The 25,187-nt window shown below is 32.9% G+C and carries 20 protein-coding genes; 17 read left to right on the plus strand and 3 right to left on the minus strand.

What is annotated here, in order from left to right; genetic code table 11:
* The first annotated feature begins 21 nt into the window (after positions 1 to 21).
* The 4 genes from ACHZDT_RS12320 to ACHZDT_RS12335 all read left to right on the plus strand — a co-directional run bounded on the left by ACHZDT_RS12320 (position 22) and on the right by ACHZDT_RS12335 (position 4,648).
* Positions 22 to 1,056 carry a VWA domain-containing protein gene (locus ACHZDT_RS12320; protein WP_394774926.1) on the plus strand — a complete coding sequence of 345 codons (1,035 nt, stop codon included), beginning with the start codon at positions 22 to 24 and terminating at the stop codon, positions 1,054 to 1,056.
* A gap of 43 nt (positions 1,057 to 1,099) precedes the next feature.
* Positions 1,100 to 1,870 (plus strand): tetratricopeptide repeat protein, encoded by a 771-nt coding sequence (locus tag ACHZDT_RS12325; protein ID WP_394774927.1) that lies wholly within the window; start codon positions 1,100 to 1,102, stop codon positions 1,868 to 1,870.
* Positions 1,871 to 2,002: 132 nt separating this feature from the next.
* Positions 2,003 to 3,763, plus strand: coding sequence for a BatD family protein (locus ACHZDT_RS12330; RefSeq protein WP_394774928.1), 1,761 nt, complete (start codon positions 2,003 to 2,005; stop codon positions 3,761 to 3,763).
* 138 nt (positions 3,764 to 3,901) lie between these two features.
* Positions 3,902 to 4,648 carry a tetratricopeptide repeat protein gene (locus ACHZDT_RS12335; RefSeq protein WP_394774929.1) on the plus strand — a complete coding sequence of 249 codons (747 nt, stop codon included), beginning with the start codon at positions 3,902 to 3,904 and terminating at the stop codon, positions 4,646 to 4,648.
* A gap of 375 nt (positions 4,649 to 5,023) precedes the next feature.
* On the opposite strand, the gene ACHZDT_RS12340 is transcribed toward ACHZDT_RS12335, so the two are convergent.
* The gene (locus ACHZDT_RS12340) at positions 5,024 to 5,593 is read right to left on the minus strand and encodes a 5-formyltetrahydrofolate cyclo-ligase (protein ID WP_394774930.1); all 570 of its coding nucleotides are present in this window, start codon (positions 5,591 to 5,593) and stop codon (positions 5,024 to 5,026) included.
* Entirely contained in the window at positions 5,580 to 6,560 is a 981-nt protein-coding gene (locus tag ACHZDT_RS12345) for a succinylglutamate desuccinylase/aspartoacylase family protein (RefSeq protein ID WP_394774931.1), read from the minus strand. The genes ACHZDT_RS12340 and ACHZDT_RS12345 overlap by 14 nt, the downstream gene beginning before the upstream one ends.
* Positions 6,561 to 6,696: 136 nt before the next feature.
* Here ACHZDT_RS12345 and uvrC point away from each other — a divergent pair, with 136 nt between their 5' ends.
* The 8 genes from uvrC (at position 6,697) to ACHZDT_RS12385 (ending at position 17,659) form a co-directional block, all read left to right on the plus strand.
* Positions 6,697 to 8,490 (plus strand): excinuclease ABC subunit UvrC, encoded by a 1,794-nt coding sequence (gene uvrC, locus ACHZDT_RS12350; RefSeq protein ID WP_394774932.1) that lies wholly within the window; start codon positions 6,697 to 6,699, stop codon positions 8,488 to 8,490.
* Positions 8,491 to 8,499: 9 nt separating this feature from the next.
* Positions 8,500 to 10,881, plus strand: a complete 2,382-nt coding sequence (locus ACHZDT_RS12355; RefSeq protein ID WP_394774933.1) for a patatin-like phospholipase family protein — start codon at positions 8,500 to 8,502, stop codon at positions 10,879 to 10,881.
* A gap of 312 nt (positions 10,882 to 11,193) precedes the next feature.
* The gene (locus tag ACHZDT_RS12360) at positions 11,194 to 12,351 is read left to right on the plus strand and encodes a homogentisate 1,2-dioxygenase (protein ID WP_394774934.1); all 1,158 of its coding nucleotides are present in this window, start codon (positions 11,194 to 11,196) and stop codon (positions 12,349 to 12,351) included.
* 228 nt (positions 12,352 to 12,579) lie between these two features.
* A complete protein-coding gene (hppD, locus tag ACHZDT_RS12365; protein WP_394774935.1) occupies positions 12,580 to 13,740 on the plus strand; it encodes a 4-hydroxyphenylpyruvate dioxygenase in 1,161 nt (386 codons plus the stop codon).
* 299 nt (positions 13,741 to 14,039) lie between these two features.
* Complete coding sequence (locus ACHZDT_RS12370; RefSeq protein ID WP_394774936.1) at positions 14,040 to 14,810, plus strand: DUF3108 domain-containing protein; 771 nt, start codon at positions 14,040 to 14,042, stop codon at positions 14,808 to 14,810.
* Complete coding sequence (locus ACHZDT_RS12375) at positions 14,810 to 15,751, plus strand: tryptophan 2,3-dioxygenase family protein (RefSeq protein WP_394774937.1); 942 nt, start codon at positions 14,810 to 14,812, stop codon at positions 15,749 to 15,751. The genes ACHZDT_RS12370 and ACHZDT_RS12375 overlap by 1 nt, the downstream gene beginning before the upstream one ends.
* A 22-nt stretch (positions 15,752 to 15,773) precedes the next feature.
* Positions 15,774 to 16,994, plus strand: coding sequence for a peptidoglycan DD-metalloendopeptidase family protein (locus ACHZDT_RS12380; RefSeq protein WP_394774938.1), 1,221 nt, complete (start codon positions 15,774 to 15,776; stop codon positions 16,992 to 16,994).
* A 44-nt stretch (positions 16,995 to 17,038) separates the two neighbouring features.
* The gene (locus tag ACHZDT_RS12385; RefSeq protein WP_394774939.1) at positions 17,039 to 17,659 is read left to right on the plus strand and encodes a hypothetical protein; all 621 of its coding nucleotides are present in this window, start codon (positions 17,039 to 17,041) and stop codon (positions 17,657 to 17,659) included.
* 2 nt (positions 17,660 to 17,661) lie between these two features.
* Here ACHZDT_RS12385 and ACHZDT_RS12390 read toward each other — a convergent pair whose 3' ends face one another.
* On the minus strand, positions 17,662 to 18,507 hold the full coding sequence (locus tag ACHZDT_RS12390; protein WP_394774940.1) for an AraC family transcriptional regulator: 846 nt from the start codon (positions 18,505 to 18,507) through the stop codon (positions 17,662 to 17,664).
* Between the two features lie 95 nt (positions 18,508 to 18,602).
* Here ACHZDT_RS12390 and ACHZDT_RS12395 point away from each other — a divergent pair, with 95 nt between their 5' ends.
* The 5 genes from ACHZDT_RS12395 (at position 18,603) to ACHZDT_RS12415 (ending at position 25,116) form a co-directional block, all read left to right on the plus strand.
* Positions 18,603 to 19,163 carry a short chain dehydrogenase gene (locus tag ACHZDT_RS12395; protein ID WP_394774941.1) on the plus strand — a complete coding sequence of 187 codons (561 nt, stop codon included), beginning with the start codon at positions 18,603 to 18,605 and terminating at the stop codon, positions 19,161 to 19,163.
* A gap of 9 nt (positions 19,164 to 19,172) precedes the next feature.
* Positions 19,173 to 19,676 (plus strand): lipocalin-like domain-containing protein, encoded by a 504-nt coding sequence (locus ACHZDT_RS12400; RefSeq protein ID WP_394774942.1) that lies wholly within the window; start codon positions 19,173 to 19,175, stop codon positions 19,674 to 19,676.
* Positions 19,677 to 19,794: 118 nt separating this feature from the next.
* The gene (gene pgi, locus ACHZDT_RS12405; RefSeq protein WP_394774943.1) at positions 19,795 to 21,438 is read left to right on the plus strand and encodes a glucose-6-phosphate isomerase; all 1,644 of its coding nucleotides are present in this window, start codon (positions 19,795 to 19,797) and stop codon (positions 21,436 to 21,438) included.
* A gap of 322 nt (positions 21,439 to 21,760) precedes the next feature.
* Positions 21,761 to 24,589 (plus strand): TonB-dependent receptor, encoded by a 2,829-nt coding sequence (locus ACHZDT_RS12410; protein WP_394774944.1) that lies wholly within the window; start codon positions 21,761 to 21,763, stop codon positions 24,587 to 24,589.
* A 104-nt stretch (positions 24,590 to 24,693) separates the two neighbouring features.
* Positions 24,694 to 25,116, plus strand: coding sequence for a hypothetical protein (locus tag ACHZDT_RS12415; protein ID WP_394774945.1), 423 nt, complete (start codon positions 24,694 to 24,696; stop codon positions 25,114 to 25,116).
* Positions 25,117 to 25,187 lie beyond the last annotated feature (71 nt).

Genomic DNA, 25,187 nt, shown 5'->3' on the forward strand with positions numbered 1-25,187 from the left:
TATTGGAATTTAAAAAATTATATGGAATTAGACGAAAAAAAATATTTATACCTTTTATTATTACTCCCAATTGTGGTGTGTATTTTCCTTTTCAATATGTATTGGAAAAGAAAAAAACAACACGAATTTGGTGACTTGGAAATGGTAAAAAGACTGAGCCCGGAAAGATCTGTTTTTAAACCGGTATTAAAATTAAGCGTAATACTTTTGGCGCTTGCCTGTTTGATTATCGGATTAGTGAATCCGAAGATTGGGACAAAAATGGAAACGGTAAAACGTGAAGGAATTGACATTGTTTTTGCTGTTGACGTTTCTAAAAGTATGCTTGCCGAAGATGTTGCGCCAAGTCGTTTAGAGAAAAGTAAACAATTGGTTTCGCAAATCATCAACAATTTAGGAAGTGACAGAATAGGGATTGTAGCATACGCCGGAAGTGCTTTCCCGGTTTTACCAATTACATCTGATTATAGTGTTGCAAAAATGTTTCTGCAAAGTATGACGCCGGATATGGTTTCATCACAAGGAACATCTCTTGACGAAGCAATTAAATTATCATCGACTTATTTCGATGAAAAGAGTAAAACCAGCAAGTTATTGATTTTAATTTCTGATGGAGAAGATCATTCTGAAGGAGCTTCGGCAGCAGCGGAAGAAGCCAACAAAATGGGAATGAAAATCATTACGATTGGTGTCGGAACAGAAAAAGGAGGAACAATTCCGTTAAAAGAAAATGGCGTAGTTAAAAGCTATCAAAAAGACCAAAACGGAGAAACTGTTATTACAAAACTAAATCAGGAAGGTTTAAAAACCATTGCAAAAGCAACGAAAGGCGGTTATGTATATGGCGGAAGTACGAAGGAAGTTTTAGAATATGTAAAAAATGCTTTAAACAACATTCAGAAAACAGAATTTGAAGCAACTCAAATGGCTGATTTTCAATCGCAATATCAATGGTTCATTGGCTTTGCCTTTTTATTATTGTTTGTTGACATTTTCCTTTTAGAAAGAAAAACAAATTGGATTAAAGAGTTGAATTTATTTAACGAAAAAAAATAATTGTTCTGAATCAAATTCGGAACAAAAAAATAAAAAAATTAGAATGAAAAATTTACTTCTTTATATTTTACTAACATTTTCCTTAGCAGTTTCAGCTCAGGAGAAAGACAAGACATTGCCTGATGCCAATGAGGAATATAAGCAGAATAAATTTGTTGATGCTGAAGCTAATTACAGAATTTCAGAATCAAAATTTTCAAAACGCGCAACGGCTCCATATAATTTAGGAAATACTATTTACAGACAAAATCAGGTTTCTGAAGCTAAATTCGCCTACGCGAAAGCTATAAAAAATGCTAAAACCCGACCTGAAAAACATAAAGCTTTTCACAATTTAGGAAATGTTTTAATGAAAGAGAAAGATTATACGCAAGCTGTTGAAGCATATAAAGAAGCATTACGTAACGACCCAACCGATGATGAAACGCGTTATAATTATGCTTACGCAAAACAAAAGCTAAAAGAAAATCCTCCTAAAAACGACAAAAACAAAGACAAGAATAAGGATAAGGACAAAGACAAGGATAAAAACAAAGATAAAGATAAGGACAAAGATAAAAATAAAGATAAGGACAAAGACAAGAAAGACGACAAAGGCGATAAAGATAAAGACAAAAAAGATGGTAAAGATGATCCTAAAAAAGACGACAAGTCTGACAATAAAGGAGAACCAAAACCACAGCCGGGCGGAATTTCTAAAGACCGAGTTCAGAATTTATTAGATGCCGTGAACAACGAGGAAAAGAAAGTTCAGGATAAAGTGAACGCTCAAAAAGTAAAAGGCACTCCTAGAAAAACAGAAAAAGACTGGTAGATTTTTGGGTTAATCGCTTATTTGTTTGACTGTTAATTTGAAAACAAAGAAATAAATAAGCAATAAAACTGAAAAAAAACCGATTAAACAAGTTAACAATTCAACAGTTAAACAAAAACTGATAATAATTTAATGAAAAGATATTTAATTCTATTACTATTCACTTTTCAAGGGCTTATGGCTCAAGTTCAATTTGAAGCCAGAGTAAGCAAAAATACGCTTGGACTGAACGAAAGATTTCGTATTGACTTCATTATGAATGTTGATGGAGACAATTTTGACCAACCTTCATTTGAAGGATTTAGAGTTGTAGGCGGACCAAGTCAGCAAGTAAGCCAATCCTGGGTAAACGGTAGAAGTTCTTTTCAAAAAATATATTCGTATATTTTACAACCCAACCAAAAAGGAACTGCTTACATCAAACAAGCTGCTATAGAATACAATGGTCAAATCTACAAAACACAGCCTATAAAAATTATAGTTACAAATGCTGTTGCTCAGGAAAGAGATCCTAATGGACAACAAGGTCAGGGTCAACAAGGCGGTGGAAATGAAACATTGCATCTTATTGCTGAAATTTCCAAAACAAATCCGTATTTAAATGAACCAATTACTGTGGTTTATAAATTGTATTTCAACAATATAAATGTTACCGGTTTTAAGGAATTGGCTAAACCAAAATACAATGATTTCTGGAATCAGAATATTGATATCAAACAATTATCAATTGAAGAAGGAACTTTTCAAGGACAAAGGTGTTATTTTGTTGTCCTGAAAAAAACCATACTATATCCTCAAAAATCTGGAAGACTTACTATTGAACCTCTTTCATTAGATATTGGTGTTCAATTGCCTTCAAATCGTCGTGATATGTACGGTCAGATGATTTTAACGGATGATAACAGAGTTGTTTCGGCTGGAGCCAAAACTATTAACGTACGTGCACTTCCGGAAGCAAGCAAACCAGAAGGTTTTGGCGGAGCTGTAGGTAAATTTAATTTTACTGTTACACCATCAAAAACGACATTGAAAAGCGGTGAAAGTCTTGACTTAATTGTAAGTGCTTCAGGAAATGGAAACATGAAATTGTTTACTTTACCAAAACCTGTTGTTCCTAATGCGTTAGAAATGTACGATCCGGTTCATGACGAGCAAGTAACAACTTCACTTTCCGGAATGTCTGGAAAAATTACTGATAAGTATTCTATTGTTCCCCAATACAAAGGAAAGTATGCCATAAAAGCAATGCAGTTTTCTTATTTTGATTTGAATTCAGGTTCTTACAAAACGATTACTTCGCCGGAAATTATGGTCGATGTTTTAGATGGTCCGGTTCAGGCTGAAGCCAATACAGCAGCAAATGCTTCTAAAAATGTAATTGCAAAAACAGAACAATTCAAATATATTAAATCGAAAACAACTTTAGTTTCAACAGCAAAAGATGATTTTTACGGTTCGGATTTGTATTATATTTTATTATTTGCGCCTTTCATAATTTTACCAATTATTGTTTTGGCTAAGAAAAGAAAAGAAGCAATTGACGGTGATGTTAAAGGAAACCGAATTAAAATGAACAATAAATTAGCTAAGAAATATTTATCTGAAGCTAAAAAACAATTGAATAATAAAGAAGCTTTTTATATTGCACTGGAAAAAGCGATGCACAATTTTCTTAAAGCAAAATTGCATATTGAAACCTCAGAAATGAGCAAAGACAATATTCGTGAATTGCTGTTGTCAAGAAATGCAAATCCGGAATCAGTTCAGAATTTTATAAACCTGACAGAAAACTGTGAGTTTGCACGATATGCTCCGGCATCAAGTGCTTCGATTCAGCAGGATTTTGATAAAGCTGTTTTGATTATTTCGGAACTTGAAAAGCAAATTGTTTAACTGAATTTATTTTATCGCAAAGGGCTAAGAAATATAGATTTAGATTGCGATGATTTTAAGGTCGAAAAGTTGAATTACTAAATTTAAAAAATCAAACCCGACAGGTTTTTAAAACCTGTCGGGTTTAACAAAAATAAAATGAAAAATATAGTATATCTTTTTTTATTAATCACACAGGTTTTCTTTGCTCAAAGCAGCTTTGAAAAAGGAAATGCATTGTACCAAAAAGGACAATATCAACAAGCTGTTGATGTTTATGAGAGTATAATCAAAGAAGACAAACAACAATCAGCAGAGTTGTATTTTAACTTAGGAAATTCGTATTATAAATTAAATAAAGTAGCGCCTTCGATTTATAATTATGAGAAAGCTTTGGTTTTAAAACCGCACGATCCTGAGACTTTAAACAATTTAAAATTTGCAAAAAAACTAACTATTGACGAGATCAAGGAGATTCCGAAAGTAGGTTTTGCAAAACTAATTCAAACTTTTACAGGAATATTTGATTACAATACCTGGGCAAAAATTTCTATTGCAATTGCATTTGTCTTTTTATTGAGTTTTATTGGCTATTATTTCTCACAGCTTACACTTTCAAAAAGATTGTATTTTATAGGAATGTTTGTTCTTTTAGTTGCTTTATTATTGAGTGTTTCTGCCGGAATAGCAGAGAAAAACCATTTTGATAATGATCGTCCGGCAATTGTTTTTGCTGAATTAAGCGAAGTTCGCAGCGAACCGCAAAAAGCTGGCACAGCTATTTTTCTATTGCATGAAGGTGCAAAAGTTTACGTTACTGAAACTATAGGTCAATGGAAAAAAGTTGAATTAACTGATGGAACTGAAGGTTGGATTGATGCTTCGACTATTAAGGAAGTTAAGTAGTTTTTTTAACCATATAAGTGATATAAGTTCATTTAAATACTAACGCTTACTTTGTGGTTAAAACTATTGAAGTAAATAATGTTGTCACCATATAAGTGATATAAGTTTATTAAATGCTAACGCTTACTTTGTGGTTAAAACTATAAATAAGCGATATAAGTTTTAATTGCTATAAAAACTTTGCGGACTCAGAATCAACGCAATCTAAATCAATATTCCTTAGCGAACTTTGCGATAAAAATTAAATGTTGCTATAAAACTTTGCGAACTTAAAATAAGCACAATCTAAATCAATATTCCTTAGCGAACTTTGCGATAAAAAAACACCCCGTTTTATATTTTCTTATATCACTTATATGGTGAAAAGAAAAAAAATTAAAACTCATAAACCTTCTCAGGAGTTACACAATAATCCAGTTTCACATCAGATTCAAAGACATCATCGATTTGATTTACGGATTCAAAAAAAGAAAGTCCAATTTTGATCGTTTCCGGTTTGCATTCTGAAAGGAATTTATCATAAAACCCTTTTCCGTAACCTACTCGATTTCCAACATTATCAAAAGCCAAAAGCGGGACAAAAACTACCTCAATAGTTTCTGATGGAACCGGCAAACCATTTACAGGTTCAGGAATATTATATTCGTTTTTTTTGATTTTAGTATTATCCGTCAATAAAAAATGTGACATTCCGCGAGTTTCAAAATCACTTTTAGAAATTACGATTTCCTTGTCTCTTCCGGAAAGTAAATGCAAAACATACTCAGTATTTACCTCTTTTTGTTCTTCGATAGGAAGAAAAATATGATAATAAGTTTTATCCCAAATTGGTAATTGAATTAGATTATTGGCTACAGCCAAACTCTTTTCTTCAACATTATCAAAAGAAAGCTCTTTGCGCAGATTTTTATAATGTGATCGTAATTCTTTTTTATTCGTCGGCATCTTCTGGGTTATTTTTAGACATATGATAAATCGCATCGCCTTCATAAACAATTGGCGAATGATTCGCGTTGATGACAAATCCGTCGTGTGGCGCTTTTACTTTCTGTTCAAATTTACCAAACGGATCTGTAATGATTGCTAAAATAGAACCTTTAGTTACATATTTACCAACTAAATTATAATCATGCAATAAACCGGAACATTTAGCACGCAGCCAAACCGAATATTTAATATAAATGGACGGATCATGCGCTTTTTCAACCACTTGTTTCGGATCAAGCATATCAAGATAATGCAGCAAACGCTTTACTCCCATTACACCTTCATTTGCAATTACATTATTGATGTCTAATGATTTTCCGCCTTCAAACAGCAACATTTTTATATTTGCTTTTTCGCAGGTATTCCTGAAAGAGCCGCTGATATTTTTAGAATATAAAGTAAACGGGGCATTAAAAACATCCGCCAGCATTTTCAGTTCGGGATTATTTTCGGTAATTCTGATTTGCGGAGCGTTAAATCGGCTTGCACCACCGGCATGAAAATCAACCGCATAATCTATAATTGGTAAAACTTCGGCAACAATATGATAGGCAAAACGACTTGCCAAAGAACCTTTTTTACTTCCCGGAAAAACACGATTTAAATCTCTTCCGTCAGGAAACTCACGTGATTTATTGACAAAACCGTACATATTGATAATCGGAATACAAATAATAGTTCCTTTTAACGGACGATTAATTTTCTTGCTAATTAACTGACGTACTATTTCAACGCCGTTAATTTCATCACCATGAATTCCGGCTGAGAATAAAACTACCGGACCTTCAAGTTTTGACCGCCGCACAATAACTGGAATATTAAGCTTTGTAGTCGTGTGTAACCTCGCAATTTCAACGTTTATTGTTTTGTTTTCTCCCGGCAAAATCGATTCGCCAAAAATAACTAAGGGTTTACTATTTTTCATGTAGAATTATAAAATCTAAATATAGAAATTATTCTTTTGATTTCGTAAATTTGGAACTAAATCCATGTTAAGGTTTTTTTGAGAATCCGAATGATTTTTTGAAAATGCTTTTCAGATACTTCACAAACAAAACAGAATGCAAAAATCGTCTTTAGATCTTCAAATCCTCAGCTTACCGGACAATCCGGGTGTGTATCAATATTATGATAAAGATGGAAAGATCTTATACGTAGGAAAAGCCAAAAATTTAAAAAAAAGGGTTTCTTCTTATTTCAATAAAGTTCATGATACACGGAAAACGAATGTATTGGTTCGGAAAATTGTAACTATAAAACACATTGTCGTTCCTACTGAAACCGATGCGCTTTTATTAGAAAACAATTTAATTAAAACCTTACAGCCGCGTTATAATGTATTGCTTCGCGATGACAAAAGTTATCCGTGGCTTTGTATAAAAAAAGAACCATTTTCGAGAATATTTACTACCCGAAGAATGGTTAAAGACGGCTCAGAATATTTTGGACCATATACAAGTTTCAAAACCGTGCATACAATTTTAGAATTAATCAAAGAATTGTATCCGCTACGAACGTGTAATTATGATTTAAGTAAATCAAATATCGATTCAGGCAAATTCAAAGTTTGTCTTGAATATCATATTGGCAATTGCAAAGGTCCTTGCGAAGGCATTGTTCCACTGGAAGAATACCAACGACAAGTTGATGCGATTCGCGAAATCCTGAAAGGAAATTTTAAGGAAAGTATGAAAGATTTCAAGCGATTAATGAACCAATATGCACAGGATTTACGTTTTGAAGAAGCCCAAAAAATCAAGGAAAAAATTGAAGTTCTGGAAAATTATCAATCAAGATCAACAATTGTAAATCCTAAAATTACCAATATTGATGTTTTTTCGATTGTCTCTGATGAAAGTGCGGCGTATGTCAACTTTCTTCAAATTTCACACGGATCGATCATTCGTTCGCATACTATGGAAATCAAGAAAAAACTGGACGAAAGTGATGAAGAACTTTTAGAATTGGCTATTATAGAACTTCGCGAACGTTTTAATTTATTATCAAAAGAAATAATTGTTCCTTTTGAAATTGATTTGGGCGAACACATAAAAACAACCGTTCCGCAGCTTGGAGATAAAAAACAGATTTTAGATCTATCAATTCGAAATGCTAAATTTTATAGAATCGAACAACTTAAACAATTGCAAATTGTAGATCCTGACCGACACACAAATCGTATCATGGCGCAAATGCAAAAGGATTTACGTTTGCCATCTGAACCCCGTCATATTGAATGTTTTGATAACTCGAATATTCAGGGAACAAATCCCGTTGCGGCTTGTGTGGTTTTTAAAGACGGAAAAGCGAGCAAAAAAGATTACCGTCATTTTAATGTAAAAACCGTTGAAGGTCCTGACGATTTTGCGTCGATGACCGAAATTGTATATCGACGTTACAAAAGATTATTAGATGAAAATCAGCCTTTGCCACAACTAATTATTATTGATGGTGGAAAAGGACAATTATCTGCCGCATTAAAAAGTATAGACGCACTGGAATTACGCGGAAAAATTGCCATTATAGGAATCGCAAAACGTCTTGAAGAATTATTTTATCCCGGAGATTCAATTCCATTATATTTAGATAAAAAATCTGAAACCTTAAAAGTAATTCAGCAATTACGAAATGAAGCGCACAGATTCGGGATTACTTTTCATCGTGATAAACGAAGCAAAGCTGCGCTAAATTCCTCTGTAGAAAGTATTCCCGGCATTGGCGAAAAAACCATGCTAACATTAATACAACATTTTAAAAGTGTTAAAAGATTGAAACTGGCAACCGAAAAAGAAATATCTGATGTCATTGGCGTATCAAAAGCCAAAAAAATTGTCGACTTTTACAAAACCAACTAGCAATTTTTTATGCGCCAAATCCAGCTGTCCATTTCAAATACTCGGTCAAAACGATTTTTTTCTACTATAAAAAAAGGAGCTTATAAAGTCGCTCTTTTTTTACAGGAAAAAATATCGCTTTTTCTCTCGCAGTTTTCCATTCCGATAGCTATCGGAACCAAGGCCTTACAGTTGGTTATTTTCACGCTTTTATTTTTCAGTTCACAAAATTCATTTTCACAGGAAACCACCGAAAAAGAAAAACAAGCCGAAGTGCGAAGACCCAAAATAGGTTTGGTATTATCTGGCGGCGGAGCAAAAGGATTTGCACATATTGGCGTTTTAAAAGTTCTTGAAGAAGCCGGAATCAAAATCGATTATATTGGCGGAACCAGTATGGGATCAATCATTGGCGGACTTTACGCTTCTGGTTACAACGCATCTCAAATTGACTCGATTTTTAAAAGAACCAATTTTGACGAACTTATTAATGATTACATTCCTCGTTCATCAAAAAACTTTTACGGTAAAAAAAATGATGAATTATATGCGATCGTTTTACCATTTAGCAATTTCAAAGTCGGCATTCCTGAGGCACTTTCAAAAGGAATGTACAATTATAATTTATTAAGCGGTCTTACCAGAAATGTGCGTCATGTACGTGACTTTAATAAACTTCCAACTCCGTTTTTATGTATTGGAACAAATATTGAAACCGGCGAAGAAGTATTATTAAACAAAGGCAATTTAGTTCAGGCAATGATGGCAAGTGCTGCATTTCCATCGTTATTTACTCCCGTTGAAATTGACGGCAATTTATTGGTCGATGGTGGCGTTGTCAACAATTATCCTATAAAAGAAGTTCGTAATCTTGGCGCTGATATCATTATTGGCGTTGATGTTCAGGATGATTTAATGAAGCGTAAAAACCTGAAAAACGCGACCAGAATATTGGTTCAAATTACCAATTTGCAGTCAATTGATAAAATGAAAGACAAAATAAAAGATACAGATGTTTACATTAAACCGGACATTCGTGATTATGGCGTGATTTCATTTGACAAAGGCGAACAAATTATTAGAAAAGGGGAAGAAGCCGCTTTTGCCGTTTACGAAAAAATCAAAACATTAGTCAATGAAGACACTTTTTATAAAAAACCAAAATTAAAAGTTGTAACAGATACCATTGAAATAAACAAAATTAATAGTGAAAAACTAGACAATTTCACAAGAGAATATATTCGCGGAAAACTCCGTTTTAAACCCGGAAGCACCATTACTTATGATGATTTAAAAACAGGAATCAATAACCTGAATGCGACTCAAAACTTTAGTACTATTTCATATTGTTTACAACCAGACGGCGAAAAAGATGATCTTGATTTAGTATTAAGAGAAAATCCAACACAAACATATTTAAAACTTGGTCTACATTATGACGGACTTTATAAAAGCGGAATCTTATTAAATCTAACCCATAAAAAAACATTCCTTAAAAATGATATTACGTCACTAGATATTATTTTAGGCGATAATTTTCGATATGATTTTAATTATTATGTTGAAAATGGATTTAATATCAGCTTTGGATTTCGTTCAAGACTAAATCAATTTAATCGTAATGTTACAACCAGCATTAGCAATTTAACAATTGAAAATCCAAATGTAAATTTGATCAATGTCGACTTTTTAGACCTTACAAATCAAGCCTATTTTCAAACCATTTTTGTCCAAAAGTTTTTAATGGGAGGTGGTTTTGAATATAAATACCTGAAAATAAATTCACCAACGCTTTCTAACAATGAAAACATTATTGAAAAAAGTAATTATTTCAGTCTTTTTGGCTACTTAAAATATGATTCGTTTGACAATAAAAGCTTCCCTCATTCAGGATTGTATTTTTCCGGAGATCTTCAAACGTATTTAGCATCATCTGATTATACCCAACAATTCAAGCCTTTTTCAATTGCAAAAGCTGAGATCGCCTTTGCGAGAACTTTATTTAGAAAAGCTACTATTAAAATTGGGGCAGATGCAGGATTTAATATTGGCAGCGATAGTGTTCCGTTTTTTGATTTTATACTGGGAGGTTTTGGCTATAGCCGAATAAACAATTTTAATTATTTTTATGGATATGATTTTCTAAGTATTGCCGGAAATAGTTTTATAAAGTCAACCATTACGTTAGATTATGAACTTTTCAAAAAGAACCACGTCAACTTTACAGCAAATTTTGCCAATTTAGGAGATGATATTTTCACAACAGTTGACTGGATTTCAATGCCTAAATATTCCGGATATGCCGTTGGATATGGTTTAGAAACTATTATTGGCCCAATCGAAGTCAAACAATCATGGTCACCGGAAACTTCAAAAAGTTATACATGGTTTAGTATTGGATTTCAATTCTAATACAAATTTGTTAAAACCTTGTATTGATAATAAAGTTCTCAGTAATTTTATACTAAAAAAATATTTCATGATTTTTTAACGTTAATAATTGATATAATATATAATTTAAATCAATAATAATTACGACATTTGTTATAATGAAAACAAAATGGACAGGTTTATTAGAGCATCTTCAATTCCTTATCAAGAGAAATCCTGAATAAAACTACCGAATTGAGATAATTAGTCAATACAATATTGATCCGATTGTCTGTTCCCACAATTCAAATTTTTTCGAATTATCTAATTTACAAATTATCTAATTGAAAAGCCATGCCATTATATCACAAACTTGGAGATTTTCCTCAAAAAAGACATACCCAATTCGTAAAACCTAACGGAGGTTTCTATTACGAACAACTATTTGGTACCGAGGGTTTTCACGGACATTCGTCACTCTCCTACCATGTTCACAGACCAACGCAGGTTAAGGAAATTTTAAATTCCTATTCGGTTGAACCGAAAATTGCAATTGGAAAAAACATAAAATCATTACTATTTAAAGGTTTCGAATTAAAACCTGAAAATGATTTCCTTGACAGTCGCAAAGCAATGTTGGTCAACAAAGATTGCATTATTGGTTTAGCAGCTCCAAAAGAATCTCTGACAAAATATTTTTATAAAAATGCCGATGCCGATGAAATGCTTTTCATCCATAAAGGCAAAGGAAAATTAAGAACCATGTTAGGAAATATTCCTTTTGAATATGGCGATTACTTAATTATTCCAAGAGGTATTATTTATCAAATAGAATTTGAAACCGAAGAAAACCGACTTTTTTATGTTGAATCACATTCTCCTTTTTACACTCCAAAACGTTATAAAAACCAATCAGGTCAACATTTAGAGCATTCGCCATTTTGCGAACGCGATTTTATTTTGCCAAACGAATTGGAAACGCACGATGAAAAAGGTGATTTTTTAATTAAAATCAAAAAGGAAGGAATGATTCACGAAGTAGTTTACGCCACACATCCTTTTGACGTTGTGGGTTGGGATGGTTACAATTTCCCATACGGATTTTCGATTCATAATTTCGAACCTATAACCGGGCGCGTTCACCAACCGCCACCAGTCCACCAAACTTTTGAAACGGCAACTTTTGTCGTTTGTTCATTCTGCCCAAGACTTTACGATTATCATCCAAAAGCAGTTCCGGCGCCATACAATCACAGCAATATAGATTCTGACGAAGTACTTTATTATGTTGATGGCGATTTCATGAGCCGTAATAATATAGAGCAAGGTCATATTACTTTACATCCAAAAGGAATTCCGCATGGTCCCGCGCCTGGCGCAATGGAACGCAGTATTGGTCATAAAGAAACCGGTGAATTAGCCGTAATGGTTGATACATTTCGACCACTTATGGTTACTGAAGAAGCGATGGGACTTGATGATGGAAAGTACTACAAGTCCTGGACTGAATAATCAGAATCGATTTAACCGCAAAGTCCGCAAAGGATCTTACGCAAAGTTCACAAAGATTTTCTGGTGAAGTTTTTATCAAAACAAGTTCGCAAAGCTTTGTGATCTTTGTGTTTTTTTACAAACTCTTATTGATAAAAAAAACTTTGTGCTCTCTGCGGTAAAAACAATTTTAAAATCAACACTTCGGTTTTTCAAATTAACGAATAGCCGATTAAACAAATAAACATCATGTCAAAAGAAGTAAAATCAGTAGAATACGGATTAGAAAAAATCTTTGAAGGAGCACAAGATTTCCTTCCATTATTAGGAACAGATTATGTAGAATTCTACGTAGGAAATGCCAAACAATCGGCACATTATTACAAAACAGCTTTTGGATATCAATCATTGGCGTATGCTGGATTAGAAACCGGAGTTAAGGACAAAGCATCTTATGTTTTGAAACAAGACAAAATCAGAATTGTTTTGACAACGCCATTAACACAAGATTCGCCAATTCATGCACATCTTCAAAAACATGGCGATGGCGTAAAAGTTGCCGCTCTTTGGGTTGAAGATGCCAGAAGCGCTTATGAAGAAACTATGAAACGAGGTGCGCGTTCGTTTATGGAACCAACTGTTGAATCAGATGAATTTGGAGAAGTAGTTCGTTCCGGAATTTATACTTACGGAGAAACTGTCCATGTTTTTGTGGAAAGAAAAAAATATAACGGTGTTTTTCTGCCTGGTTACAAAGAATGGAAATCAGATTATAAACCAGAACCAACCGGATTAAAATATATTGATCACATGGTTGGAAATGTGGGTTGGAATGAAATGAATACCTGGGTAAAATTTTATGAAGATGTTATGGGATTTGTGAATTTCCTATCTTTTGACGACAAACAAATCAATACTGAATATTCGGCTTTGATGAGTAAAGTAATGTCAAATGGAAATGGAAGAATTAAATTTCCAATCAATGAACCTGCCGAAGGAAAGAAAAAATCACAAATCGAAGAATATTTAGATTTCTACGGCGGACCCGGAATTCAACATATTGCGATTGCAACAGATGATATTATCAAAACTGTTTCTGATTTAAAATCAAGAGGAGTTGAGTTTTTATCTGCTCCACCCCACACCTATTATCAGGCAATTCCTGAAAGATTAGGCGTTCATATGGATATGATGAAAGAAGATTTAAATGAAATTGAAAAATTAGCAATCATGGTCGATGCCGATGAAGATGGTTATTTATTACAAATATTCACGAAGCCAGTTCAGGACAGACCTACTTTATTTTTTGAAATTATTCAAAGAATGGGAGCAAAAGGATTTGGTGCAGGGAACTTCAAAGCTCTTTTTGAGTCAATTGAACGTGAACAAGAATTGAGAGGTACATTATAAAACCGGATTATTTTTGCATTATATTAACATATTCTCGATAAAACCATGCTTTTAATGCAAATGATATGTTAAACTTACTTTTTACTATTTGTTTTTTGAACTTTCTATCTATCTTTGCACTCGCAAATCAAGAAGGGGTGGTTTCCTTCTGAATTGATATAAATTTCATAATTTATAGTTTTTTGGTTAGTTAATAGCATAAAAACTCAGTCATTCCTTGACTGAGTTTTTTTGTTTTCGTACATTTGGAATAGAATTTGCATTTCTTTATCTTTATAATGAAATGTAAAAATTGTACTATGAAAAAGTTAATCCTCATCATATTAATTCTCACGACGCTTAGTTTCGATACTTTTAAAGAAGACTCTTTCGATATTGGAGAATACTTCAAATTCCGAATTCATTACGGAATTGTAAATGCAGGTTACGCAACGCTTGAAATAAAAGACGCCACTATAAACAACAAAAAAGTGTTTCATGCTGTGGGTAAAGGTTACACAACCGGAATGTCAAAATTTTTCTTTAAAGTCGAAGATTTATACGAAAGTTACTTTGACAAACAAACCGGAGAACCTTATCGTTATGTCCGAAAAATTGACGAAGGCGGTTATACAAAAAATCAGGAAGGTTTTTTTAATCAAGGCGAAAACAGGGTTTTAGTAAAAGATTACAAACGTAAAACCGAAAAAACAATTGTTTTAACCGATAATGTGCAGGATATTATTTCTTCTTTTTACTATTTAAGGAATCATCCAAATATCGACAAACTTAAATCTGGCGACGCCATTACTATTGACATGTTTTTTGATGAAGAAATCACAAAATTTAAGTTAAAATATGTAGGTCGTCAGGATATTACAACTAAATTTGGAACCGTTTCTACAATGGTTTTTAAACCATTGGTACAAACCGGTCGTGTTTTTAAAGAAAAAGAAAGTGTAACGCTTTGGATCACAGATGACGACAACAAATTACCGGTTAGAATAAAAGCAGATCTTGCCGTAGGATCACTCAAAGCAGATCTTGACGAATATAAAGGATTAAAAAATCCATTTAAAGTAAAAAAATAATGAACCTTACTGATCATTCAGAATCAATTTTAAAAGAAATTGACCTTAAATTCCAAGCTATAAATCAAAAAACTGAGGTTCAATTAGAAGGATTACTTTGGTCAAAACCAATTACTTACTGGGATTATATTCAAACCGACGCTCTTTTAAGCTTACAAACGCAGCGAACTACACTTCCTGACGAAATGGTGTTTATTATGTATCATCAGGTAAATGAATTGATTTTTAAAATGATTTTGTGGGAAATAGATCAAATTGCCAACACGCAGAATATTCAGGTTGATTTTTTTAGTGAAAGATTATCCAGAATCACCCGTTACTTTGATATGCTGACAAATTCGTTCAGTATTATGGAAAACGGAATGGAGATTGATCAGTATATGAAATTCAGAAATACCTTAACTCCTGCAAGTGGATTTCAAAGTGCACAATATAGATTGATAGAATTTGCTTCGACAGATGTAATCAATTTAACGGATCGCAGATATAGAGAAAACTTCGATGAAAATACTGACGTAGCAACCAGCTTTGAACATTTATACTGGCAAGCTGCCGGAAAAGATTATCATACAGGAGAGAAATCATATTTACTTCAGGAATTTGAAAACAAGTATAAAGATCAGTTTTTAAGACAAATTACTACGTTTAAAAATAAAAATATCTGGCAAAAATTCACACAATTACCTGTGGAAGATCAGCAAAATCAAGACTTAATTCAGGCAATGCGTCACTATGATAAAACGGTGAATATCACTTGGGTTATGCAACATTTAAATACCGCAAGAAAGTATATTTTAGAAAGCGGAAAAGGCAATGGAGAAGCTACAGGCGGAAGTGACTGGCAAAAATATATGCATCCAAAATACCAAAGACGCATCTTTTTTCCTAAATTGTGGACCGAAGAAGAATTGTCTAATTGGGGAAATGAAGCTGCCGTTTAATTTCCAAAAAAAATAAATAAGTTTGAAAAAAGTATTCGTAATTATAATCCTATTATTTTCAACAATTTCATGTAATAAAACCGCTGAAAAAGTTGAAATTAAAATTACAAAACCAAAAACTAAAAAAGTAGAATTTGGTTTTAATTACGCCGATTTTAATGTTCTTCAGGACACCATAAAAAAAGGAGATTCTTTTGGGTCAATTATTCAAAGTCAAAATATTGGGGATAAAAAAGTGTATGACATCGTTGAACAAATAAAAGATTCTTTTAATGTAAGAACGATTCGATACAACAAACCCTACACAATTCTTCGATCAAAAAATAAAACAAATAAATTACAGCTTTTTATTTATCAGCCGGATGCGCTGACTTATTATGTTATCGATTTTCGCGACAGCATCTCTAAAGCTTATAAAAAAATAAAACCTGTTACGCTTAAACGTAAAATTATTGGCGGCGTTTTAAAAAGTTCTTTATCTGAAACTCTAGGAAACGAAAGTGTAGAAGCGGCGCTTGCCAGCAGAATTACCAAAGTATTTTCATGGTCGATCGATTTCTTCAAACTTAAAAAAGGAGATCGCTACGGATTAATTTTTACGGAACGTTTCATTAACGGAAAAACGTATGATGGCGTTGAAGATCTTGAAGCTGCATTTTTTGAATACAAAGGGAAAATCGTTTATGCATTTCCGTTTGAAAAAGATACCATGTCAGGGAAAATAGAATATTATGATGACGAAGGAAAAACGTTGAAAAACTTTTTCTTAAAAACGCCAATCAAATTCAGCCGAATCACTTCACGATTTACAATGAATAGATTTCACCCTGTTCAACATACCTGGAAAGCGCACAAAGGAACAGATTATGCTGCTCCAACCGGAACGCCAATTTCAACAACAGCATCCGGAATTGTTGAAGCAACAGGATATACGGCAGGAAACGGAAATTTTGTAAAAGTAAAACACAACGGAACCTACTCTACTCAATATTTACACATGTCGAGAATTTTAGTTCGCCGCGGTCAACGTGTTACGCAAGGACAAACTATTGGATTAGTAGGAAGTACAGGACTTGCAACCGGACCTCACGTTTGCTACCGTTTCTGGAAAAACGGAGTTCAGGTTGATGCGCTTCGACTTAATTTACCTACTGGAGAATCCTTGACAGGAAATGACAAAACTCGTTTCATGCAACAAATGGAGCCTCTAAAAAGAGAATTGGATAGTATTGGGAATTTGTAAACAATATTTTCATCAGAAATAAATTCAATTAAGAGAAACAGACCATGAAAAATGCCAGAATCAAAGCGATTTACAATGAAACATTTTCAGGTTTAAAATTATTTTACAGAGATACTGATCTTTCTGATGGATTAATTGCCAATTATAAAATTGGACAAATAATTCAGGAAAGAGGTTTTACTGATATGAGTTCAATTGGCGGCGGACTTTCAGGCAATTTCAGGTATTTAATTGCGAGTGCTCATGCAAAAGATATATCAAAATTCAATCCTGATTCGGTAAAAAACGGTCACTATCTTTTAGATTCTATTGCTTATTTTAAGGTTTTGGATATTCAGAAAATTGATAACAAAACACAAGTATTTCTTTTGAATATTCCGGACAATTCAATTTCACTTCTTAAAAATTCTACTTCAAACCTTGAGGAAGAAATTATAGAAAAAGCTCGGAAAAAATTCACCGATAAAATAAATTTACCTTTAGTTCCGGAATTACAAACAGAAAACTGGAAAGAAAGAACGAAATCTGCTCTTGGAATGAATGAAAATGGAGAAATGTTTTTTGATGATTCGAAAATTAAAATCGAAAAACTAAAAGAAATAGAAATTGATATTGTCAACAAAACAATTAAGGTTGACAAAAAACCGTGGTGGAAGATTTGGTAAAATTATTGACAAAACTTTTTTCTAAACTCAGAAGGATTCATTCCCGTATGTTTTCTAAAAACTTTGTTCAAATGACTTTCGTCTGAAAAATTAAGTTCATCTGCAATTTCATTAATACGCATATCACTATTTAAAAGTTTTGCCTCGATCAATCTTAATTTATAATTTGAGATGTATTCCTGCAATGTTTCTCCAGTTTGTTTCTTAAAATATTTACCGAGATAATTCAGCGAAATATTAAAGTGCTCGCTTATTCTATCTGATTTCAATTCCTTTGGATTAAAAATATTTTCCTGAATATAATGCAATATTTCCAACACTATTTCACCAGTTGTTTCCTTTATATTCTTTGGCAATTTTAAGGCGATATTCCTTGCTACAACCGTAATTATCGTATTCACAATTTGCTCTGTTATCTTTTGATGATAAATTTGCTTATTCGCCTGCTCATTTATAATAGTATCAATCAGCGATGCAATTAAGGGTTTGTCAATTTTATTTTTCAATATACATCCGGGACGATGGCTTGCATTTTGCAAAATATACTCCATACGCAAAACCGTTTCCATTTGTTTATTTTTAGCATTTTCCTTAATATAATATTCACTAAATCGAAGAAAAAAGAATTTCGTAGGAGTTAAAATCTCAAACGAATGGACATCTTGCGGCGTAACAAGAAACAGATTTCCCTTTTTATATTGAAATTTATTATTGTTAATGTCCTGAATTCCTGTTCCGTTTACAACATATATCAATTCAAAGAAATTATTCTTTCGTGTTGTTTTAGGAAACTCTTTTAATTCCTGAACATCAACTTCAAAAGGAAGATATAGGTTTTTATCTGTCATAATGCTAAAATACAATTTTAGTACTAATAAGTACAATTTTACAGAATGACTAACCTTCTAATTTTGTATCAAATAACAAATTAAAAACTATAAAAATGAAAATCCTTTTAATTGGTGCAAATGGCGAAATTGGAAAAATACTACATCCTGAATTGGCTAAAAATCACGAAATCATTTCTGCCGGAAGAAATAGCAGCGATTTCCAAATAGATTTATCGGATTCAAATTCGATCGAAAAATTATTCAAAGAAGTTAAAAATATCGATGCTTGTATATGTGTTGCGGGAGATTGTTATACTGGAGATTTACTTTCGCTTGACGAAGAAAAATTAAATATTGGTATTAAAAACAAATTACTTGGACAAGTTAATCTGGTTTTAATTGGACAAAAATATTTAAACGATAACGGATCATTCACGCTGACATCTGGAAAAATGGCTGATAAACCGGTAAAAAACAATATTGGAAAAGCAATTGTAAACGGCGGAATCCACAGTTTTGTTCTTGCAGCTTCGCTGGAATTGCAAAGAGGAATGAGGATAAATGTAGTAAGCCCGGGAAAAGTTTCAGATATTCCGATTCATGATTTAATAAACGCTTACACAAAAAGTTTACAAGAATTGATTAATGGAGAAATTATCAAAGTAAATTACTAAACTATAAAGATGAAAAAACTAAAAACGTTCCTGATTTTATTACTGATTACAAATTTTGGCTTTGCTCAAAAGTCAGATAACAAAATACGCTCTGAAATAGCCGGAACATGGACTTTGATTTCTGTTGAAAATAATAATTCTGACGGAACAAAAACTTTACCGTACGGATCAAATCCAAAAGGCATATTATTTTTTGATGCAAAAGGAAATTATTCGATTCAGATTTACAAGAATGAAAGACAAAAAATAGCTTCGGGAGACAAAAACAAATGCTCTGCCGAAGAAAATGTTTCGATTGTTCAAGGAAGTAATTCGCATTTTGGCACTTATGAAATTGACGAAATAAATAAAATACTTACTTTTAATATACAAACAGCTTCATTTCCTAACTGGGAAAACACAGGACAAAAAAGATCCTATATCCTGAATAACAATCAAATAAAATACGTTGTAACGAATACAACACAAGGCGGAAATAAAGTAACGGCAGAAGTTGTCTGGGAAAAATTATAATAAGAGAGCAAAAAATCGTTTTCGTAACTATTTGTTATATAATTGTGAACCGATAAACTATTAAAAGTAATTTCAGTATTTTTGTTTTTTATAACCACTTTCTCAAATTAATCAAAAAATGGCTTTAAACACAACAAACCCAACCGGGACTGAAGCGTGGAAAAATCTGCAAAACCACTATAACGCAATTCACGAAACTACGATACAAGAATTATTTCAACAAGATAATGTCCGAGTTGAAAAATTTAATTTACAATGGAATGACTTTTTAGTTGATTATTCTAAGAATAATATCACTCCGGAAACTGTTTCTCTTTTACTGGAATTAGCAAATTCAATTGGATTAAAAGATGCTATTTCTCAATATTTTGGCGGAGAAATAATTAACCAGACAGAAAACAGAGCGGTTTTACATACTGCATTACGCGCTCCTGAATCTGCTGTTATAAATGTTGACGGAGAAAATGTGATTCCGGAAGTTTATGAAGTAAAAAACAAAATCAAGAAATTTAGTCACGAAGTAATTTCGGGAGAACGAAAAGGTTTTACAGGAAAAGCTTTTACTGATATTGTAAATATTGGTATTGGAGGTTCTGACCTTGGTCCTGTAATGGCGGTTGAAGCTTTACAATTTTACAAAAATCATCTAAATGTTCATTTTGTATCAAATGTTGATGGCGATCACGTAAACGAAGTCATCAAAAAACTAAATCCTGAAACGACACTTTTTTTAATTGTTTCTAAAACTTTTACAACTCAGGAAACTTTATCAAATTCTGAAACTATTAAAGAATGGTTTTTGAAATCGGCTTCACAGGAAGATATTGCAAAACATTTCGTTGCCGTTTCTACTAATATTCAAAAAGTAACAGAATTTGGAATTAATCCAGACAACGTTTTCCCAATGTGGGATTGGGTTGGAGGAAGATTCTCTTTATGGAGTGCTGTTGGATTAAGTATTAGTTTAGCAATTGGTTTTGATAATTACAATGACTTATTAAAAGGCGCGAATGAAATGGACGAACATTTCAAATCAGCTGAATTTGACGAAAACATTCCGGTAATTTTAGCTTTATTAAGCGTTTGGTACAATAATTTCTTTGGCGCCGAAAGTGAAGCTTTGATTCCGTACACACAATATTTACAAAAACTTGCGCCTTACTTGCAACAGGCAACTATGGAAAGTAACGGAAAAAGTGTTGGTCGTGATGGAAAACCTGTGAATTACCAAACAGGAACTATTATTTGGGGAGAGCCGGGAACAAATTCTCAACATGCTTTTTTTCAATTGATTCACCAGGGAACTAAACTAATTCCGACTGATTTTATTGGATTTGTGAAACCATTATACGGTAACGAAGATCATCATGATAAATTGATGTCTAACTTTTTTGCCCAAACAGAAGCATTATTAAACGGAAAAACAAGTGAACAGGTTCAGGCTGAATTTGACAAACAAGGACTTCCGGCAGATAAAGCTTCTTACTTATTGCCATTTAAAGTATTTACCGGAAACAAACCAACTAATACAATTTTAATTCAAAAACTGACTCCAAAAAGCTTAGGTTCTTTGATCGCCTTATATGAGCACAAGATTTTTGTTCAGGGTGTGATCTGGAACATTTTTAGTTTTGATCAATGGGGAGTAGAATTAGGGAAACAATTGGCAAATTCTATTTTAGATGAAATTAACACTAAGACGGTTAATGATCATGATAGTTCGACAACATTTTTATTAAATCATTTCTTAAAGAACAAATAGAAAGCTTTAAAAAAAAATTACAATAAAAATATAACGCCTTAATTTGATATAAATTAAGGCGTTTTTTTACGTATAAATACTACAACAAATTAGGATAAAATTAGCAATAATGCAGGTTTAAAGCTACAATATAAAGCAAATTAATACGGTTTTAACAAAATAGAAGGGTGAAAACTCATTAAAACACTGATTAACCTAATAAAAATATCAAAAATCTCTTTAATTCGCAATGAAATAAACAAAAGTTAACGTTCTTAACATTTTGATAACACTATCTGATTTAAATGTTATAATTTTGCCAAAAACAATAAACTAATAACAAATGAAGACAATGAAAAATTGGTTGCTTACCGGACTTTTGTTCATGATAGTTTCAACCGCATTTTCTCAAGGAAAAATTACAGGTATGATTACCGACGGTACGGGTTCTTTACCAGGAGCAAACGTAGTGATCAAAGGATCTGCAACTGCTACTTCTACAGATTTTGATGGTAAATTTACTATCAACACAACAACAAGTACAGGAGAAATCGTTATTTCTTTTTTAGGTTACGATAATTTAACTTTAAAATTTTCAGTTACAAATGGCGGAACAACTAACTTAGGAACAATCGTTTTAGCTTCTAATTCTAATGAATTGAGCGAGATAGTTGTAAAAAGTAGTATTGTTGATGTTGCTAAGGACAGAAAAACTCCTGTAGCAGTTTCTACAATTAAAGCTGCTGAAATTCAGGAAAAATTAGGAACTCAGGAATTTCCGGAGATTTTAAGAAACACTCCTTCAGTATATGCTACTAAATCAGGTGGTGGTTTTGGAGATTCAAGAATCAACATTCGTGGTTTTGACCAAAAAAACATTGCTGTTATGGTTAACGGTATGCCAATCAATGATATGGAAGGTGGAACTGTTTACTGGAGTAACTGGGCTGGATTATCAGATGTTACTACTGCAATGCAGGTTCAAAGAGGTTTAGGTTCATCAAAACTTGCTGTAGCATCAGTTGGTGGAACAATAAACATTATCACTAAATCTTCAGACAAAAAAGAAGGTGGATCTTTCTCTTCTGGTTTTGGAAATGGAAGAAATTTCAAAATCCAGGGTTCATACAATACTGGAAAATTAGAAAACGGTCTTTCTGCATCTATCTTGTTATCTCAAACAATGGGAGATGGATATATCAACGGAACTCAATTTGAAGGTTCTAACTACTACGTAGCTTTAGGATATTCTACAAAAAATAACAAACATGACTTCCAGTTTACAGTAACAGGTGCTCCACAATGGCACAACCAAAGATCTACTGTTTCTACAATTGCTACTTACCAACAATATGGTTCACTTAGTGATCCAAATACAAGATACAATCCAGATGCTGGATATTTAAATGGTGAAGCATATAACATCAGAAAAAACTATTACCATAAACCTATTGCTTCTATCAACTGGGATTATAAAATCAATGAAACTACAAAACTTTCGTCTGTATTTTATGCTTCTATGGGTCGTGGTGCAGGTGCTAGCGCAACTGGTGGTATTAGAGGAAAAAGTTATAGTGATGTATTAGCTTTTAGAACTGCTGACGGATTAGTAGATTACGATAAAATCGTAGCTTACAACTCAGGTACTCCAGTTTTAATTAATGGTTTTACAGGTTTACAAACAAGAGCTCAAGTTGGAGGTGTTTACCAAAATACTTCTGCTACAGGTTCTAACGCAGCAACTGGAGCAACTACAGGAACTTCTGGTATCTCTCAAACTTCATCAATCAACTCACATGACTGGTACGGAGCTGTAATTAATTTGAATAAAAAATTAACTAACACTTTGACTTTAGATTTTGGTGTTGATGCAAGAACTTATACAGGTTACCACTATACAGTTGTAAATGATTTATTAGGTGGTGGTGAATATTTTGACGCTACGATGAAAAGTGATCCGGCAAGACACATTACAGCTACTTACCCAACTGATGTTCAATGGAACGTTTTTCAGAAAAAAGATTACGAAAAAATATCTTTTAACAGTACTGGAAAAGTACAATGGCTTGGTGCATTTACTCAATTAGAGTACTCTAAAGATAACCTAACTGCATTTGTACAAGGATCTATATCTCAACAAGGATACAAAAGAGAAGACAATTTTGTTTACGTACCAACTGATCCTTTAGCTTCTACAGATTACGAAAAAATCTTAGGTGGTAACGTAAAAGGTGGTGCAAACTACAACATTAGCGAAAAAAGCAATGTATATGTAAATGCAGGATACTACTCTAAACAACCTTTCTTTAACTCAGTTTATCCTAACAACAGATCTACAGTAAACCCTAATCTTACTAATGAAAAAATCATTGGTTTTGAAGCTGGTTACGGATTCCGTTCTAAATATTTTAACGGTACTGTGAATGTTTACAACACAAACTGGAATGACAGATACCTAAAAGGTAACCCACTTCCGGCTAGTGGAACAATCGCAGCAAATACAACTTACACAGAATACTTAGGTCTTAATGAAGTTCACTCTGGAATTGAATTTGAAGGAAGCTCAAATATCACTGAAAAATTAAAAGTTACCGGTATGTTCTCATACGGAATTTGGGAATACAAAGGAAATGCGACTGTTAATGCTTATTACCAGGCAGACAACACACCAGTTGATGGATTCACAGGAATTCCAGTATATATGGATAAAGTAAAAGTAGGTGATGCTGCTCAAATGACTGCATCTGTAGGAGCTTCTTATGAAGTTGTTACAAGAGTAACGGTTGACGCTAATTACAACTATAACGATAAATTATACGCTGGACTTACGCCTGTTAACTTTACTTCTGCAGACAATAAAGGAGCGTTAGAATTACCTTCTTACGGATTAATGGATGCTGGTTTTTCATACAAAATGTTAACTGGTAAAAACAAAGACAAATCTGTAAACTTCAGACTTAACGTAAACAATGTTTTTGATAAAGTTTACATTGCTGAGTCAAGAACTAATATTTTTGCAGATGATAACCTTCCTGTTTCAGGAACACAATTGCCTGGTGCAAACGGAACTTACGCTTCTAAAGGATTACTGTACAATGGTGTTGCTACAAGCAATCAGGTATTCTTCGGTTTTGGAAGAACTTGGAACTTTACACTACGTTATGATTTCTAATATTTAGAATCTAAATAAATACCAAAAACGGCATTGACTTTTAGTCTAATGCCGTTTTTTTTATGCCTTTTTTGCTATATTTGTTTTAACAAAAAATCTAATTTATGTACTATTATTTACAAAAATTCCATTCTGGCTGGGCTTATTTAGCACTTTTGCTTTTATTAATTGCAGTTGTAAATGCAATAATCGGCTTAACATCAAAAAAAGAATTTACTGCTAAAGATCGCAAAATTGCCCTTTTTGCCTTAATTGGAACTCATACTCAATTATTGATTGGAATAATCCTTTACTTTGTTTCTCCTCTTGGAAAAGCAGCATTTGGACAAATGTCTAATGCAGAACTTAGACTAACTTCACTAGAACATCCATTAATCAATCTTATAGCTATTGCATTAATTACTATTGGATGGTCAAAACATAAAAAACTAATTAATAGCGAGGCTAAATTTAAAACTTTTGCTATTTATTACGGATTAGGATTATTGCTTATTTTGAGTAGAATCCCATGGAACCTATGGTTCTAAAAACCAATTAAAGCCCTAAAAATAGGGCTTTTTTTATCTCGGCATATTATTTGTACAAACTCCCCAAGTCT

The organism is Flavobacterium sp., from assembly GCF_043722275.1.
In the GTDB taxonomy this organism is placed as follows: domain Bacteria; phylum Bacteroidota; class Bacteroidia; order Flavobacteriales; family Flavobacteriaceae; genus Flavobacterium.